Origin of the sequence: Streptomyces sp. cg35, from assembly GCF_050410835.1 — a bacterium.
GTDB lineage: Bacteria > Actinomycetota > Actinomycetes > Streptomycetales > Streptomycetaceae > Streptomyces.
Map to the genome: position 1 here is coordinate 6,202,592 of NZ_CP191268.1, position 15,396 is coordinate 6,217,987.

Sequence of the window (15,396 nt, forward strand, 5' to 3'; positions counted from 1 at the left end):
CAGGTGCGTACCAACTGGGTCAATGAAAATTAGAACAACTACTGTGTGTTGTACATCTGTTGCGCAGAGATTGATCGTGGTGTGGGGGATGTGGCTGAGAAGTGATGAGTCGGTGAGGTGGTCACGGAGTCTTCGCTCCGGGCAGCGGGGGGATCACCGGGGGGCACTGGTTGGGCTCCGGCAGGTCGGGAAGGCAGGTCGGGGCCTGGTTCATGATGATGCTGTTGCCGGGGCCGCTGAGTGAGGCCGTGAGCAGGGGGTCGAGATCCTCGCCCTTCGCTCCGCAGCCGGAGAACGACGGAATGTCCACCTTGCCCTTGAGGATGCCGCCGGTCAGGACGTTGGTGTAGGCGTCGGTGGGCGAGGTGAAGTCACCGCGCAGCGTGACCCGGTACTTCTTCGACGTGCGGCAGGAGGAGCCGACGTCCATGGGCGTGCCGTTGACCTTCACGTCGTGGACGCGCAGTGACTGGAAGAACGTCGCGACGGCGAAGTTCTCGAGGTCGGGGAGTATGCCCCTGGAACCGGTGGAGATGGTGATCGGGCCGTTGTCGAACGAGACCTTGGCGGTGACGGGGACGAAGCCGAAGTTGAGGATCGTCGAGTCGGCGTCCGGCAGGGTGAGTTCGCCCAGGGAGTCGGAGCGGAAGTAGAAGGGTACGGGAGGCGATGCGTACTGGGTCTGCGCGTTGGCCCGGATGTTCATCAGGCCCGGTCCCTTGGCCGGGTCGTTGATGATCACGGTGCCGTTCGGCTTCCGTATGGTGGTCATGCCGACCGCGTAGGCGCATGCCCGGATTCCGTCGAGAGGGAATATCGGTGTCAGGGTTGTCCCGGGCAGGGGGTCCGGTATCTGACTGAGGTCCATGTCCCCCGACGGCATTTCCGCCGCGCAGGTGGATGCGCCGACCGGGCCGTCGGCACCGTCCTTCGGCTCGACGGCTATCCCGTCCCGAGCGGAGTCCGACGGACCGTCGGAGGCGTCCGGTGAGGACGCTCCCGGTTCCTCGCCGTCCGGCACGCCGATGTGGGCGAGCCGTCGTCCGGCCGAATCCGTGCTCGCGGGGGTGCAGGTGAGGGTGAAGGGGGCGGCGGCGGCCCCCTTGTCCGCGTCAGTGGGCAACGGGCTTATTTTCAGGTCGAGTTCACCCGCGTAGAGATCGACGTCCCCCGGTTCGCTCACCGTGATCGTGGGAGCGCCGCCTCTGTGGCCCAGGCGCAGCGTGCCGTCGGACGGCGGGGTCGAGGCGCTTGCCGTCAGCGATGACCAGGAGGCGTCCGCCGCCGACTTGCCCTGCTGCACCTGGACGCCGAGCGTCGCGTCACTGGTGACGCCGCTGACGTCGTCCGGCAGCAGGGGGGCGAGCTGGGCGTACGGCAGGGCGGCTTCCACGGCCACGGTGCCGGGGTCGATCGGGGTGCCGGGCGCGGCGGATCGCGGGAGCCCGCTGGAGATCCGTACCGACGCGCGCACGGTGGTGGGCGAGCCGGGTGTGCTCGGGGTGGCCGACGTGTCGGCATCCCCTTGCTTGTCCGTCGCTCCGTCCGTCTGCTGGTCCGCCGCCGGAGGCGGTACCGCGCAGTCGTATGCGATCTCCACCGAGCCCTGTCCCTCGTCCGCGTGCGAGCCGGGACCCGACAGCAGGCCGGCGGCGAGCGCGACCGAGGCGATCGGCACCACGCGCGCCATGCGCACCGTCCGTGTGCCGCCCGACCGTCCGCTCCGCCATCTTGCCGCTGTCATCCGCTGACCTCCGTGGGTACGGGCACTGCTCGATCGGTACGGGCACTGCTGCGAACGGCCGCGCCGTGCCCCGGACGCGGTCGGCCCGCCGCCGGTGCGCGACCGGCGGCGGGCTGGATCAAGAAGGGGTCAGAGCATCACGGGGACTTGATGACCGGGGAGGTGTTCAGGACGTAGTTGCCGAGGAAGTTCGCCTTGTCGCCGGCCTTGATCAGACCGAGGCAGCTGGCACCGGTCTGGGCGGCGAGCGTACCGCCACCCGTGACGTACAGGGTGTGCGTGCTGTTCTTGTAGTAGCCGTTGACGCTGCCCGCGAACTTCGCGTTACAGCCGACACCGGTGATGGTGGCGCTGATGCCGGTGATGGTGCCATTGGCCTGGTCGGTCCCGGTCATGCTGGACACGTTGATGTTCCACGGCAGCGCACTGGCCGTCACGGTGAAGGGGATGCCCGCCACGGTGCAGCTGGAGAAGCCGATGGTGCCGATGGTGCCGATGGGGGTGCCGGAGAGGCCCGTGCCGTTCGGGACGCTGCCCGTGGCCGTCGACGACGCGCACTGGAGCAGGGCGGAGGGCACGGACAGGGTCGGGTTGGTGGCCGTGGCCGTGTAGGCGCCGCCGCCGGTCACGGTGAACGTGGCCAGCGCGGTGGCCGAGGCCGAGGAGACGGAGAGCCCGAGAGCCGCGCCGAGGGACGCTGCGGCGATCGCGGTGTTTCTGGTGAATCTGCGCACGGTGGATCCTTCCAGAGGGTTGAGTGCGAGCGGTACGGAATCCCGTCCGGCGGTCCACCGGTCGGGGGAGAACTGCGGTGCACACTCCACGCGGACGTCCTGGCCAAGATTGCGGGGATGGCTTGTCCGTCGCCTGCCGATGGACGTTACGAGCAAGTAACCTCGCCCCGCAATGGGGAATGCCCGGATTCCCTCCGACAGATTTATTCACGTCCGTTTCTTGTCCGGGGGCGCTCAGTTGAGCTTCGGAGGTTTGTCGGTGGGTGAGTACTTTTCCGGCGGGGCCGCGAAATGCTCAGTAAGTGCGCACCACTGTGCGCGATTTACTCACTCCGCGATAAACGCGCCGGTAGTAAAAAATCTGTCAGCAAGTCCATTGCCGTTTTGGTTTCCTCGTGAGTAACGTCCCGGTTCCGGCCTCTCTCTGCTCGCGGCCTTTCGCCCCGCCGGCACCCCTCGCCTCCGAAGGGAAACACCTCATGTCCGTAGTCAGACGTGTGTCCGCCGCCCGCACCGCACGCGTGGCCGCGGTGGCCGCCGCCACCACGATCGCGACCCTGGCGGCGGTGGCCCCGGCCTCGGCCGCCGGCCAGCTGAACGGCAACTGGGCGCCGTTCAACCGCTGCCCGGTCGACAACGCCGCCATGCTGGGCGCCGACGGCATCGACAACCAGGCGACGTGCGTCTCCTCCAGCTCGGCCAGCGGCGTCATCAAGATCGGCAGCTCGGTCGTCCCGACCGGCAAGACCGACCTCCAGGTGGGCATCGTCACCCACTCCGACGGCACCAACTCGGTGGTCGCGCCGTCGGACGGCGCGCTCATCGCCGACCCCGCCGACCTGCCCGGCGGCCTGCTCGGACTGATGTGCCCCAGCTCCGTACCCGTCGTCAGCGCCGTCTGCGGACAGATCACCAACAGCACGCTCAACCGGGTCGTCGCGACGGTCGAGTCCGTGGGCACCCCCTCCGACTTCCAGCTGCTCGCGGGTGTCTCCGAGGGCGTGCCGATCATCTCGATCCCGGTCCGCATCCACCTCAGCAACCCGCTCATCGGCGGCAACTGCTACATCGGCACCAAGTCCGCGCCGGTCGTCCTGCGCCCGGGGAACGCGGCGGCGCCGAGCATCGCCGCGGACAACGCCACGTCCAACGGCACGCCCAATCCGGAGGGACCGTTCGGCCGGCTCGCGCTGACCGGCTCGACCCAGCAGGACCTCACCTTCGCGGCCCCTGGCGCCAGCGGCTGCGGCCCCCTCGGGCTCGGCGCCTTCAACTGGGCCGTCAACCTCAAGTCCGGCCTCCCGGCCGCCTCGGGCGTCAACAGCGTCAAGCTCAACAACACCTCGACCTACCTGGGCACCCTGAACGACCCGGGCGCCACCGCCCCGAACCAGGGCAAGACCTTCTCCCAGTACTGGCACTCGGCGGTCAAGTGATGCGGGCGCTGCTGCGCAGGGCGGTGACGGCTGGGTTCGCGCTCGTCGCCGCGCTGCGCAATCGACGTGTCCATCAGCGGGATCACGCTCAACTGGTCCGCGACCGGCTGTGCCGTGAAGTGGACCGGAACCCTTTACGGGCAGTACGACAACGCCACCGGCAAGCTGACAACCGGACTCAACGGAGTGCCCGCCGGCCAAGTCGTGGCCGGCGCCAGTGCCTCATGCCTAGGGCTCGTCAAGCCCGGCGATGCGCTGACGGTCAAGTCCACCTACACCCTCAGCCCGAAGCAGGTAATCACCCCACCCGCCTGACCGCCTTATAGCCCGGTGATAAAAAACCGGACGGCCTTGACTGTGTAGCGCAAAATTGCCGAACCGCTATTGCTAGCCGAGGTTACTCGGCCGTAACGTCGGGAAAAGTTCCTCCTCTCCTGGTCGGCGCCCCCCCGTTGGCCAGGAGGTGCAAGAGATACCGGCCGGAACCCTCCTTCCTGACCGGCATCTCCGTGGCGGGGCCCCATCTTTCACCGCACCCCCGGTGAGGTGCGGCCCCGCCGCGAACTACGGGGCAACTCCCAGGACTCAGTGTTTTCACTCATCTTCCGACAGGAGAGAACCCGGCTCTTGTCACCGGATGACAAGTTTTCAGGAAGATTCGGGGCGACCGCTCCGAGATCTTGTCCGGCACGTATGAAGCGAATTACCGTGCGCTGCCGAGTTCGCTCGCTGAAGGTGAGAAGCGATGGGAATCGAAGTGAAGGTCGAGGGGCTCACCAAGTCCTTCGGCAAGCAGCAGATCTGGCAGGACGTCAGTCTCACCCTGCCCGCCGGCGAGGTGAGCGTCATGCTCGGCCCCTCCGGCACGGGCAAGACCGTCTTCCTGAAGTCGCTGATCGGTCTGCTCAAGCCCGAGCGGGGACGCGTCCTCGTCGACGGCGTCGACATGGCGCGCAGCCCCGAGCGGGACATCATGGAGGCCCGGAAGCTGTTCGGCCTGATGTTCCAGGACGGCGCCCTGTTCGGCTCCATGAACCTCTTCGACAACATCGCCTTCCCGCTGCGCGAGCACACGAAGAAGAAGGAATCCGAGATCCGCCGCATCGTCATGGAGCGGATCGACGTCGTCGGACTCCTGGGCGCCGAGGGGAAGTTGCCCGGTGAGATCAGCGGCGGCATGAGGAAGCGGGCCGGGCTCGCGCGGGCCCTCGTCCTCGACCCGCAGATCATCCTCTGCGACGAACCCGACTCGGGGCTTGACCCCGTCCGTACCGCCTTCATCTCGCAGCTGCTGATCGATCTGAACACGCAGATCGACGCGACGATGCTCATCGTCACCCACAACCTCGACATCGCGGCGACCGTGCCCGACAACATGGGGATGCTGTTCCGCCGGAACCTTGTGACCTTCGGGCCGCGCGAAGTCCTGCTGACCAGCCGGGAGCCGGTCGTCGCGCAGTTCCTCACCGCCAGCAAGGCGGGGCCGATCGGCATGTCGGAGGAGAAGGACGCGGCCACGCTGGCCGCTGAGGCCTCCGGCGGTGGAGCGGTTCCGGTGCCGAGGGAGTTGGTGCCGCAGCTTCAGCCCTCTCCGGGCTTGGGGGAGCGCGCCGCTGTTGCTCGGCGCCGAGCGCGGGTGCTCGGGATGCTGGACACCTTGCCGGCGTCGGCGGCTGCTGCGATTCGGGCGACATACGGTGCCGATGCGCTGGAGCCGACTGCCGTGTTGCCCCGGGCTGGGGGTGCGCTGTGAGATCGGCTTCTCGTCTGCCCTCGTCTCTGGTACGCCGGGTGCGACCTTCGTCGTGGTCGCTCGCGCAGTTCCCCGCGCCCCTGGCGGGGCGCATACCTGGCGGGGTTGTCCAATGAGCCTTGATCAGCGGCCCACTTCGCCGACCCCGCCCCCGCCGCCGAGCGAACCGCCCGCCCCGCCCGCCGCACGGCGCCGCGCGGCAACCCGCGCGCCGAACCCGCTCCTCGCCCCCCTCCGCCAGACCGGCAAACTGTTCGCACTCGGTGCCGAGGTGAGCCGCGCCGTGTTCCGGCGGCCCTTCCAGTTCCGGGAGTTCGTCGAACAGTTCTGGTTCATCGCGAGCGTCACCATCCTGCCGGCGGCCCTCGTGTCGATCCCGTTCGGCGCCGTCATCGCGCTCCAAGTGGGCAGCCTGACAAAGCAGTTGGGGGCGCAGTCCTTCACCGGCGGCGCCAGCGTGCTCGCCGTCATCCAGCAGGCCAGCCCGCTCATCGTCGCCCTGCTCATCGCGGGCGCCGGCGGCTCCGCCATCTGCGCCGACCTCGGGTCACGGAAGATCCGGGAAGAGCTCGACGCGATGACCGTCATGGGCGTCTCGCCCGTGCAGCGGCTCGTCGTGCCGCGCGTGCTCGCCACCATGTTCGTCGCGCTGCTGCTCAACGGCATGGTGTCCGTCGTCGGCACCCTCGGCGGCTACTTCTTCAACGTCGTCCTGCAACACGGCACCCCGGGCGCCTACTTGCAGAGCTTCTCCGCGCTCGCCCAGCTCCCCGACCTCTACATCAGCGAGCTGAAAGCCCTCATCTTCGGGTTCATCGCCGGGATCGTCGCCGCCTACCGCGGGCTCAACCCGCGCGGCGGACCGAAGGGCGTCGGCGACGCCGTCAACCAGTCCGTCGTCATCACGTTCATCCTGCTCTTCTTCGTGAACATGGTGATGACCGGCATCTACCTCCAGATCGTTCCGCCGAAGGGAGGCTGAACCCGTCATGACCTCCCCCCTCGTCTGGCTCGACCGCGGTGGCGACCAACTCCTCTTCTACGTGCGTGCGTTGGTGTGGATACCGCGGACCCTCGTCCGGTACACGAAGGAAGTGCAGCGGCTGCTCGCCGAGGTCGCCTTCGGCTCCGGCGGCCTCGGCGTCATCGGCGGCACCATCGGCGTGATGATCGCCATGACCGCCGCCACCGGCACCGTCGTCGGCCTCCAGGGGTACGCCGCCCTCGACCAGATCGGCACCGCCGCCTTCACAGGATTCGTGTCCGCGTACTTCAACACCCGCGAGATCGCCCCGCTCGTCGCCGGCCTCGCGCTCTCGGCCACGGTCGGCGCCGGGTTCACCGCGCAGCTCGGCGCCATGCGCATCAACGAAGAGGTCGACGCGCTCGAAGGCATGGGCGTGCGGTCGATGCCGTACCTCGTCACCACCCGCATCATCGCCGGCGTCGTCGCCATCATCCCGCTCTACGCGATCGGCCTGCTCTCCTCGTACCTCGCCTCGCGCCTGGTCACCGTCGTCTTCAACGGGCAGTCGCAAGGCACGTACGACCACTACTTCAACCTCTTCCTGTCACCGACCGACGTACTGCTGTCGGTGCTCAAAGTGCTGATCTTCAGCGTCATGGTCATCGTCGCCCACTGTTACTACGGGTTCCGGGCGAGCGGCGGTCCGGCCGGTGTGGGCGTCGCGGTGGGGCGGTCCGTGCGCAACGCCATCGTGCTCATCTCCGTCACCGACTTCTTCCTGTCGCTGGCCCTGTGGGGCGCCACGACGACCGTGAAGGTGGCGGGCTGACATGGAGACCCTGCGCCGCCGGCTCGCCGGCCTCGTGTTCCTCGTCGTGCCCGCACTGCTCATCTGGCTCGCCGTCGCCGTCTACAACAAGGACTTCGTCGCCTCCGACGACGTCGTCGTCGAGACCGGCAGCGTCGGCAACGAGATGCACCTCGGCGCCGAGGTGAAGCTGCGGGGCGTCGTACTGGGCGAAGTACGGAAGATCGACGCCACCCCCACCGGCGCCCGGCTCACCCTCGCCCTCGAACCCGGCGCCCTCGACGACATCCCCGACGACGTGCGCGCCCAGATGCTGCCCACGACCCTCTTCGGCGAGCGGTACGTCGCCCTCGTCCCGCCCGGCGACCCCAGCACGCGGATGCTGACCGCCGGGGCCGTCATCCCGCAGGACCGGTCCGCCAACGCCATCGAACTGCAGCAGGTCCTCGACGACGTCCTGCCCATGCTCACCGCCGTACAGCCGCAGAAACTGTCGTCCACGCTGTCCGCCGTGTCGCAGGCACTCGAAGGGCGCGGCAGCCGTATCGGCGACACCCTCACCCAACTCGAAGCCCACTTGCGGAAGTTCAACCCGAACCTGCCGACCCTCAACGAGGACCTGAAGCAGCTCGTCAAGGTCTCGCACGTCTACGCCGACGCCGCGCCCGGCATCATCGACGCGCTCACCGACTTCACCACCACCAGCGGCACCCTCGCCGAGAAGGAGAGCGACCTCGCCGGCGCCTACGGCAACACCACCCGCGCCGCCGAGGACCTCGACGCCTTCCTGCGCGCCAACCAGGACAACATCATCCGGCTGTCCGCCACGTCCCGGCCCACCCTCGAACTGCTCGCCGAGTACGCGCCGTCCTTCCCGTGCACCCTGCGCACCCTCGCCGACTTCGTACCGCGCATGGACAAGGTGCTGGGCAAGGGCACCGACCAGCCCGGACTGCACGTCGACCTCACCACCGTCCCGTCCAGGGGCAGTTACGAGCCCGGACGTGACGCCCCCGCGTACACCTCGGGCGGCGGACCGCACTGCTACCCGGTGCCGTACCTCGGGGCGTCGACCGCCCGGGCGCCCGTCACCGCGACCGCCTCCGCCGAACAGGACCTCGGGCCCGCCAACTCGCCGCAGGAGAACGACCTGGTGAACGAGCTCATCGCGCCCGCCGCCAAGACCTCGCCCGACGACCTGCCCGACTGGTCGAGCCTGCTCGCCGGGCCCGTGTACCGGGGGACGGAGGTGAAGCTCAAGTGACCACGGAAGAAACCGAGTTCGCCCACCTGAAACGGCGCTCCCTCGCCGGACCGCTGACCAAGTCGCTGATCTTCGTCCTCGTCACCGCCCTCGCCACCACCGTGCTCGGCCTGAGCATCGCCAACTCCGGCGTCGGCACGGACACGACCACGTACAAGGCCCTGTTCACCGATGTCACCGGGCTCATCGACGGCGACGGCGTACGGATCTCCGGCGTCAAGGTCGGCGAGGTCACCGACGTGCGCGTGGTCGACCGGCGCACCGCCCAGGTCACCTTCACCGTCGCCCGCGACCGGCGCCTGCCGGGCACCACCACGGCCGCCGTGAAGTACCTCAACATGGTCGGCCAGCGGTACGTCGCCCTCGACCGCGGCACCGGGGACGGCACGGGGGAGCTCGACCCCGGCGCCACCATCCCGCTCGCCCGGACCACACCCGCCCTCGACCTGACGCTCCTCTTCAACGGGTTCAAGCCGCTGTTCGAGGGACTGTCACCGCACGACGTCAACGACCTCGCCGGGTCCATCGTGAAGGTCCTCCAGGGCGAGGGCGGCACCGTCGACAGCCTCATCGAGCACGTCGGCTCGCTGTCCACGACCGTCGCCGCCAAGGACCAGGTGATCGGCGAGGTCGTCGGCAATCTCACCGACGTCCTGACCACCATCAACGACCGCGAGGACCAGTTCGACGACCTCGTCACCACCCTCAAGGAACTCGTCTCCGGCTTCAACGGCGACCGCAAACCGCTCGGCGACGCCGTCCAGGCGATGGGCGACCTGACCACGGTCACCGCCGGATTCCTCCAGGACGCGCGCAGGCCCCTGAAGGACGACATCCACCACCTGGGACGGCTCTCCACCTCACTCGGGGACGGCATCCCGCAGATCGAGAACTTCCTCGACAAGACCCCCGCCAAGCTGACCGCCCTGTCCCGCCTGTCCTCGTACGGCTCCTGGTTCAACCTCTACCTCTGCGAGGCGAAGGTCGGCGGGGTCACCATGTCCGACGGGTCGAAGCCGCCGACCGGCATCTCCGTCACCGAAGCGAGGTGCCAGTGATGCGGACCCCGGCCCTGAGACGGCCCCGGCTGAGGCCCGTCAAGGAGCGCAACCCCGTCGCCGTCGCCCTCGTCGGCCTCGTGGTGATCGCCCTGCTCGCGCTCGCCGCGTTCAACGCGAACAGCCTGCCCGTCGTCGGCGGCGGCACCGGATACACCGCCGACTTCACCGAGGCCGCCGGGCTCGGTGACGGCGACGAGGTGCGCGTCGCCGGCGTGAAGGTCGGCGAGGTCACCGGCGTCGCCCTCGACGGGAACAAGGTCAAGGTCTCCTTCGAGATCAAGGACAAGAGCACCTGGATCGGCGACCGGACGACCGCCGCCATCGCCATCAAGACACTGCTCGGCGAGAAGTACGTCGCCCTCGACCCGGTCGGCGGCGCCCGCCAGGACCCGGGCACCCGCATCCCGCTGTCCCGCACCACCTCCCCGTACGACGTCACACAGGCCTTCGAGGACCTCAGCGGCACCATCGACGACATCGACACCCAACAGCTCGCCGCCAGCTTCGAGACGATCTCCGAGACCTTCAAGGACTCGCCGCCCGACGTGAAGGCGGCCGTGAAGGGCCTGTCCGCGCTGTCGAGGACCGTGTCCTCGCGCGACACGGAACTCGCCCAGCTCCTGGCCGGCAGCAAGAAGCTCACGAAGACCCTGCAGACGAAGAAGTCGAGCTTCGAGACGCTCATCGACGACGGCGGGTCGCTGCTCGGAGAACTGAAGAAGCGGCGCACCGCCATCAAGGCGCTGCTCAGCGGCAGCGAGGCGCTCGGCCGGGAGCTCGGCGGCCTCGTCGACGACAACGAGAAGCAGCTCGGGCCGACCCTCAAGGCCCTGGGCCGGGTCACGGACGTCCTGGAGAAGAACCAGGGCAAGCTCGACAAGACCCTCGCGCTCGTCGGCCCCTACTACCGGCTCATCGGCAACACCCTCGGCAACGGCCGCTGGTTCGACAGCTACCTCTGCGGCGTCGTGCCCCGGAACTACCTGCCCGAGCAGTCGCTGCCCAAGACCTCCTGCATGCCGCCGAAGAACGGCACGTACGACGTGAAGGCCGGTGGTTGACCATGACGACGCGTCGCAAGCTGCTCGGGGGCGGGCTCGCGCTCGCCTTGCTGATCGCCGCCGGAATCGTCGGCGTCCGCGCCACCGGCCCGGACGGCACCCGCATCACCGCCTACTTCGACCGGGCCGTCGGCATCTACGCCGGATCCGACCTGCGCATCCTCGGGGTACGGGTCGGCAAGGTCGGATCCGTCGAGCCCGAGGGCACCCGGGTGCGGGTGACGCTCGACCTCGACGACGGGGTGAAGGTGCCGGCCGGCGCGCGGGCCGTCGCCGTCGCGCCCAGCGTCGTCGCCGACCGGTACGTCCAGCTCACGCCCGCCTACACCACCGGGCCCGCACTCCGCGACGGGGCGACCCTGCCCGCGACCCGCAACCGCACCCCCGTCGAGATCGACCAGCTCTACGACAGCGTCACCGAGCTGAGCAAGGCCCTCGGGCCCGGTGGCGCCAACGCCGAGGGCGCGCTGTCCGGACTGCTCGACACCGGCGCGAAGAACCTCAAGGGCAACGGGACCGCGATGGGCGACAGCATCGAGCAGTTCGGCAAGGCCGCGAAGACCCTCAACGGCAGCAGCGACGACCTGTTCACCACCCTCGCCCAGCTCCAGTCCTTCACCACGATGCTGAAGAAGAAGGACGGCGGCGTGCGCACCGCGCAGGAGAACCTCGACGACGTCACGGGCTACTTCGCCGACAACAAGGACGACCTGGCCGGCGCGCTCAAGGAACTCGGCAAGGCACTCGGCCAGGTCAAGACCTTCATCAACGACAACCGCGGCGAGCTGAAGAAGAACGTCGATCGGCTCGTCCCCCTCACCCAGACCCTCGTCGACCAACGTGCCTCCCTCGCCGAGGCGTTGGACGTCGCACCGCTGGCCGCCGGGAACGTCGTGAGCGCGTACGACCCGAAGAACCGCACCCTGGACGGCCGGGCCAACCTGAACGAGCTGAGCTCGGGCGGGCCGCTGCTGCCGCTGCCCGCGACAGGGGGCGACCAGTGATGACGCGCTCCGGAGCCCGCAAGGGCGCGGCACTCGCCGCCGCACTCGCCGTCACGACCGCCTTCCTCCTGACCCTGGGCGTCATCACGGTGCCGACGCCGTCGTTCGGCGGCATGGAGGACCTGCCGCTCCCCGGCGGCGCCGACCTCGGCCCGCACCCGTACACGATCACCGCCGACATGAAGGACGTCCTGAGCCTCGTCCCGCAGTCCGCGGTGAAGGTGAACGACGTCGCGGTGGGCCGCGTCACCGACATCTCCCTGGTCGGGGGCGGCAGGTGGGCCGCCCGCGTGACGATGCGGCTCAACGGCGACGTGCACCTGCCGGCCGGCACCGGCGCCCGCCTGGAACAGTCCAGCCTGCTCGGCGAGAAGTACGTCCAGCTCGTCGCGCCGAAGGACGGCACCGGATCGCTCGGCGCCGGCGATCGCATCCCGCTGTCCCGCACCGGCCGCAACACCGAGGTCGAAGAGGTCTTCGGCGCCCTGTCCCTGCTGCTCAACGGCGGCGGTGTCAACCAGCTCAAGACCATCACCACCGAACTCAACTCGGCCCTCGGCGGCCGCGAGAGCGAGGTCCGCTCCACGCTGCGCCGCGTCAACACCCTCGTCACCGACCTCGACGACCACCGCGGCGACATCACCGCGGCCCTCGACGGAGTCAACCGCCTGTCGGCCACGCTCGCGCACCGCAAGGAGGACGTCGGGACCGTGCTGACCGATCTCTCGCCCGGCCTCAAGACCCTGGAGAAACAACGGGGTTCGCTGATGACGATGCTGCGCTCCCTCGACCGGCTCCAAGGCGTCGCCGTCGACACCATCGACCGGGGCAGGGCCGACATGGTCGCCGACCTCAAGGCGATCGCGCCCACCCTCAAGGCGCTCGCCGACTCCGGCAAGGACCTGCCCGACTCGCTCCAGGTGCTGCTCACCTACCCGTTCACCGACGAGGTGCTGCGCGGCGTCAAGGGCGACTACCTCAACACGTACCTCGACATCACGGCCGTGCCCGGTACGCAGCTGATCCCGCCGCTGACCGAGGCGTCCCCGACGCCGACCCCCACGGCGACCGCCCAGAAGTCCGCCCGGAAGCCCGCGCGGCAGACGTCGCCGCTGCCCCTGCCGTCGAGCGGAGGCGCCCGGTGATCACCCTCGCCGTCCGGCTCAAGAACCTCGCGTTCCTCGTCATCGCCGTCCTCGTACTGGCCTTCCTCGGTATCCGCTACGCCGACCTCGGCCGGTACGTGGGCGCCGCCGACTACTACACCGTCAAGGTCGAACTGCCGCGCACCGGCGGCCTGTTCACGCACTCCGACGTCACCTACCGCGGCGTCTCGGTGGGCCGCGTCGGGGACATCGGGCTCACCGCGGACGGCGTCGAGGCCGACCTGCGCATCAAGAAGTCCGCGCCGCGCATCCCCGACGACGCCAAGGCCGTCGTGGCGAGCCTGTCGGCGGTCGGCGAGCAGTACATCGACCTGCGGCCCGACCGCACCGGCGGGCCCTACCTCGCCGACGGCGCGCGCATCGACCCGTCGGCGACCACGGTGCCCCGCCCGGTCACCGACGTCCTCGCGAGCGTCGACGACCTGACGACATCGGTGCCCCTGGACTCCCTGCGCACGGTGGTCGACGAGTTCGGCAAGGCCTTCGAAGGGCGCGGCCAGGACCTCCAGGTCCTCCTGGACAACGGCTCCGACTTCGTCCGGGCCGCCGACCGCGCTCTGCCGCAGACCACGAAGCTCATCGACGACGGCCGGATCGTGCTGCGCACCCAGGCCGAGGAGGGCCAGGCGATCAAGGACTTCGCGTCCGGCGCCAAGGACCTCGCGGCGACGCTGAAGAACTCCGACACGGACCTGCGCCGGCTGGTCATGGCCGCACCCGAGGCCGCCACCCAGCTCAGCGGCGTGCTCCGGGACGTGAACCCCGAGCTCGGCGTCGTCCTCGCCAACCTCCTCACCACCTCCGAGGTCGCGGTCACCCGGCAGCGCGGCACCGAGGAACTCCTCGTCAAGCTCCCCGAGGCCGTCGCGGCCGGGGCCACGGCCGTCGACGGAAAGAAGGTCAACCTCGGCATGGCGGTCACTTTCTTCAAACCTCTGCCCTGTACGGCCGGTTACTCCGGCACGCGCTACCGCCTCGGTACGGACCTGAGCCCGGCGCCCGCCCTCAACACCGGCGCCCGCTGCACCGCGGCGCCGTCGAGCGGGGTCGGGGTGCGCGGCTCGGCGAACGCGCCGAAGGGCGGCGCGGTGCCCGAACCGGCCCGGCCGGGCGCGCTGTCCCTGCCGTCGGTCCCGGAGTCGGGCGCGGCCTCCGCGTCGGACGGCATGGCGGACCTGCTCGGCCTGAACTCCCGCACGGGGAGCGGTTCATGATGCGCCGGGCCCTCGCGGGGGTGGGGCTCGCCGCGGCGCTCGCACTGTGCGGGACGGGTGCCTGGTCGTACGCGCAGGCGCGGGGTGACGACGACCTCGCGTACGGCCGGGCACGGGACGCGGCGCTGACCGACGGGCGGGCCGCCGTCGCGACGCTGTCCACGCTCGACGCGTCGACGGCGGCGCGCGCCCGGGCCGGCGTCACCACGTGGAAGGCCGTCACGTCCGGACCGCTCCGCACCCAGCTGGGCCGGCTGTCCCCGGCCTCCGGGGCGTCCTCGCGCGGCGTCGTCACGGACGCCGCGGTCACCGCGCTCGACGACCGGGCCGGCACGGCGAAGCTCATCGCGACCGTCCGCGTGGAGACGACCCCGAAGGGCACGAAGTCGGCGTCGACGGACCGCAAACGCCTGGAGGCGGTCCTGACCCGGGCGTCCGACGGCACGTGGAAGGTGAAGGCGCTCGACGCGGTACCGGTGACGGAGGTGTCCGGATGACGCGGGGGGAGGGCGGCGGGGCGGCGGGGCGAGTACTGACGGACGACGCCCGGGCGGACGGGGACGAGGCCCCCGCGGCCGCCGAGGAACAAGCGACCACGACCCGCCCGGAGGGTGATGAGCGCAGGCGCCGGTGGCGCGGCCGCCGGGCGACCCGTCCCGGACGCCCCCGGTGGCCGTTCCTCGGGGTCGTCATCGGCTCGGTCCTGCTGGCCCTCACCGGAGGCGTACTCCTGTACCAGGCGCACGAGTTGCGCACGGCGCCCGCCGCGGACAACCGTGCCCTGACCGACGTCGAGGCGACGACCCGGGTCGACGGCGACGTGAGCAGCGCCCTCGCCAAGGTCTTCTCCTACACACCCGGCGGCACCGACGCCACCGAGCGGTCCGCCCGCACCGTGCTGTCCGGGCGGGCCGCGCGGCAGTACACCCAGCTCTTCGCCCAGGTCAGGGAGAACGTCCGCAGCCAGCGCGTCACCCTCACCACCCAGACCGTGCGGGTCGGCACCGTCAGCCTGCGCGGCGACACCGCGCACCTGCTCGTCTTCCTCGACCAGACCGCGCGGCGCGGCTCGAAGAAACCCACGACATCCGCCGCCCAGCTGTCCGTCACCGCCCGACTCCACGACGACGTCTGGCAGATCGTCGACATCAAGGCCCGGTGAGCCCGATGACCTCCCTGACGAA

15 protein-coding genes are annotated in these 15,396 nt (G+C 69.8%); 13 read left to right on the forward strand and 2 right to left on the reverse strand.

Features of this window, described 5'->3' with window-relative positions:
- Nucleotides 1-121 precede the first annotated feature (121 nt).
- Nucleotides 122-1,744, reverse strand: coding sequence for a DUF6801 domain-containing protein (locus ACQUQD_RS28275; RefSeq protein ID WP_428954957.1), 1,623 nt, complete (start codon nt 1,742-1,744; stop codon nt 122-124).
- A gap of 137 nt (nt 1,745-1,881) precedes the next feature.
- Nucleotides 1,882-2,478: a hypothetical protein gene (locus tag ACQUQD_RS28280; protein WP_428954958.1), complete on the reverse strand. Its 597-nt coding sequence runs from the start codon at nt 2,476-2,478 to the stop codon at nt 1,882-1,884.
- A gap of 479 nt (nt 2,479-2,957) precedes the next feature.
- On the opposite strand from ACQUQD_RS28280, the gene ACQUQD_RS28285 reads away from it, so the two are divergent.
- From ACQUQD_RS28285 to ACQUQD_RS28345, 13 genes are all read left to right on the forward strand, one after another.
- Nucleotides 2,958-3,914: a hypothetical protein gene (locus tag ACQUQD_RS28285; protein WP_428954959.1), complete on the forward strand. Its 957-nt coding sequence runs from the start codon at nt 2,958-2,960 to the stop codon at nt 3,912-3,914.
- A gap of 66 nt (nt 3,915-3,980) precedes the next feature.
- The gene (locus ACQUQD_RS28290; RefSeq protein ID WP_428954960.1) at nt 3,981-4,229 is read left to right on the forward strand and encodes a hypothetical protein; all 249 of its coding nucleotides are present in this window, start codon (nt 3,981-3,983) and stop codon (nt 4,227-4,229) included.
- Nucleotides 4,230-4,659: 430 nt separating this feature from the next.
- Nucleotides 4,660-5,667: an ABC transporter ATP-binding protein gene (locus ACQUQD_RS28295; RefSeq protein WP_428954961.1), complete on the forward strand. Its 1,008-nt coding sequence runs from the start codon at nt 4,660-4,662 to the stop codon at nt 5,665-5,667.
- 112 nt (nt 5,668-5,779) lie between these two features.
- The gene (locus ACQUQD_RS28300) at nt 5,780-6,649 is read left to right on the forward strand and encodes an MlaE family ABC transporter permease (protein WP_428954962.1); all 870 of its coding nucleotides are present in this window, start codon (nt 5,780-5,782) and stop codon (nt 6,647-6,649) included.
- 7 nt (nt 6,650-6,656) lie between these two features.
- Nucleotides 6,657-7,463, forward strand: a complete 807-nt coding sequence (locus ACQUQD_RS28305; RefSeq protein ID WP_428954963.1) for an MlaE family ABC transporter permease — start codon at nt 6,657-6,659, stop codon at nt 7,461-7,463.
- Nucleotide 7,464: 1 nt separating this feature from the next.
- Nucleotides 7,465-8,706, forward strand: coding sequence for an MCE family protein (locus ACQUQD_RS28310; RefSeq protein ID WP_428954964.1), 1,242 nt, complete (start codon nt 7,465-7,467; stop codon nt 8,704-8,706).
- Nucleotides 8,703-9,764, forward strand: coding sequence for an MCE family protein (locus ACQUQD_RS28315; protein ID WP_428954965.1), 1,062 nt, complete (start codon nt 8,703-8,705; stop codon nt 9,762-9,764). The genes ACQUQD_RS28310 and ACQUQD_RS28315 overlap by 4 nt, the downstream gene beginning before the upstream one ends.
- Complete coding sequence (locus ACQUQD_RS28320; RefSeq protein WP_428954966.1) at nt 9,764-10,828, forward strand: MCE family protein; 1,065 nt, start codon at nt 9,764-9,766, stop codon at nt 10,826-10,828. The genes ACQUQD_RS28315 and ACQUQD_RS28320 overlap by 1 nt, the downstream gene beginning before the upstream one ends.
- A 2-nt stretch (nt 10,829-10,830) precedes the next feature.
- Nucleotides 10,831-11,832: an MCE family protein gene (locus tag ACQUQD_RS28325; RefSeq protein ID WP_428954967.1), complete on the forward strand. Its 1,002-nt coding sequence runs from the start codon at nt 10,831-10,833 to the stop codon at nt 11,830-11,832.
- Nucleotides 11,832-12,977: an MCE family protein gene (locus tag ACQUQD_RS28330; protein ID WP_428954968.1), complete on the forward strand. Its 1,146-nt coding sequence runs from the start codon at nt 11,832-11,834 to the stop codon at nt 12,975-12,977. Before ACQUQD_RS28325 ends, ACQUQD_RS28330 begins: the two co-directional genes overlap by 1 nt.
- Complete coding sequence (locus ACQUQD_RS28335; RefSeq protein ID WP_428954969.1) at nt 12,974-14,212, forward strand: MCE family protein; 1,239 nt, start codon at nt 12,974-12,976, stop codon at nt 14,210-14,212. The genes ACQUQD_RS28330 and ACQUQD_RS28335 overlap by 4 nt, the downstream gene beginning before the upstream one ends.
- The gene (locus ACQUQD_RS28340) at nt 14,212-14,709 is read left to right on the forward strand and encodes a hypothetical protein (RefSeq protein ID WP_428957673.1); all 498 of its coding nucleotides are present in this window, start codon (nt 14,212-14,214) and stop codon (nt 14,707-14,709) included. Before ACQUQD_RS28335 ends, ACQUQD_RS28340 begins: the two co-directional genes overlap by 1 nt.
- A complete protein-coding gene (locus ACQUQD_RS28345) occupies nt 14,706-15,374 on the forward strand; it encodes a hypothetical protein (RefSeq protein WP_428954970.1) in 669 nt (222 codons plus the stop codon). Before ACQUQD_RS28340 ends, ACQUQD_RS28345 begins: the two co-directional genes overlap by 4 nt.
- Nucleotides 15,375-15,396: the final 22 nt, after the last annotated feature.

Bases quoted from the DNA above. Each gene is read 5' to 3' on its own strand.
- ACQUQD_RS28275 (WP_428954957.1), bottom strand. From the start codon at position 1,744: ATGACAGCGGCAAGATGGCGGAGCGGACGGTCGGGCGGCACACGGACG.
- ACQUQD_RS28285 (WP_428954959.1), top strand. From the start codon at position 2,958: ATGTCCGTAGTCAGACGTGTGTCCGCCGCCCGCACCGCACGCGTGGCC.
- ACQUQD_RS28295 (WP_428954961.1), top strand. From the start codon at position 4,660: ATGGGAATCGAAGTGAAGGTCGAGGGGCTCACCAAGTCCTTCGGCAAG.
- ACQUQD_RS28300 (WP_428954962.1), top strand. From the start codon at position 5,780: ATGAGCCTTGATCAGCGGCCCACTTCGCCGACCCCGCCCCCGCCGCCG.
- ACQUQD_RS28305 (WP_428954963.1), top strand. From the start codon at position 6,657: ATGACCTCCCCCCTCGTCTGGCTCGACCGCGGTGGCGACCAACTCCTC.
- ACQUQD_RS28310 (WP_428954964.1), top strand. From the start codon at position 7,465: ATGGAGACCCTGCGCCGCCGGCTCGCCGGCCTCGTGTTCCTCGTCGTG.
- ACQUQD_RS28320 (WP_428954966.1), top strand. From the start codon at position 9,764: ATGCGGACCCCGGCCCTGAGACGGCCCCGGCTGAGGCCCGTCAAGGAG.
- ACQUQD_RS28325 (WP_428954967.1), top strand. From the start codon at position 10,831: ATGACGACGCGTCGCAAGCTGCTCGGGGGCGGGCTCGCGCTCGCCTTG.
- ACQUQD_RS28330 (WP_428954968.1), top strand. From the start codon at position 11,832: ATGACGCGCTCCGGAGCCCGCAAGGGCGCGGCACTCGCCGCCGCACTC.
- ACQUQD_RS28340 (WP_428957673.1), top strand. From the start codon at position 14,212: ATGCGCCGGGCCCTCGCGGGGGTGGGGCTCGCCGCGGCGCTCGCACTG.
- ACQUQD_RS28345 (WP_428954970.1), top strand. From the start codon at position 14,706: ATGACGCGGGGGGAGGGCGGCGGGGCGGCGGGGCGAGTACTGACGGAC.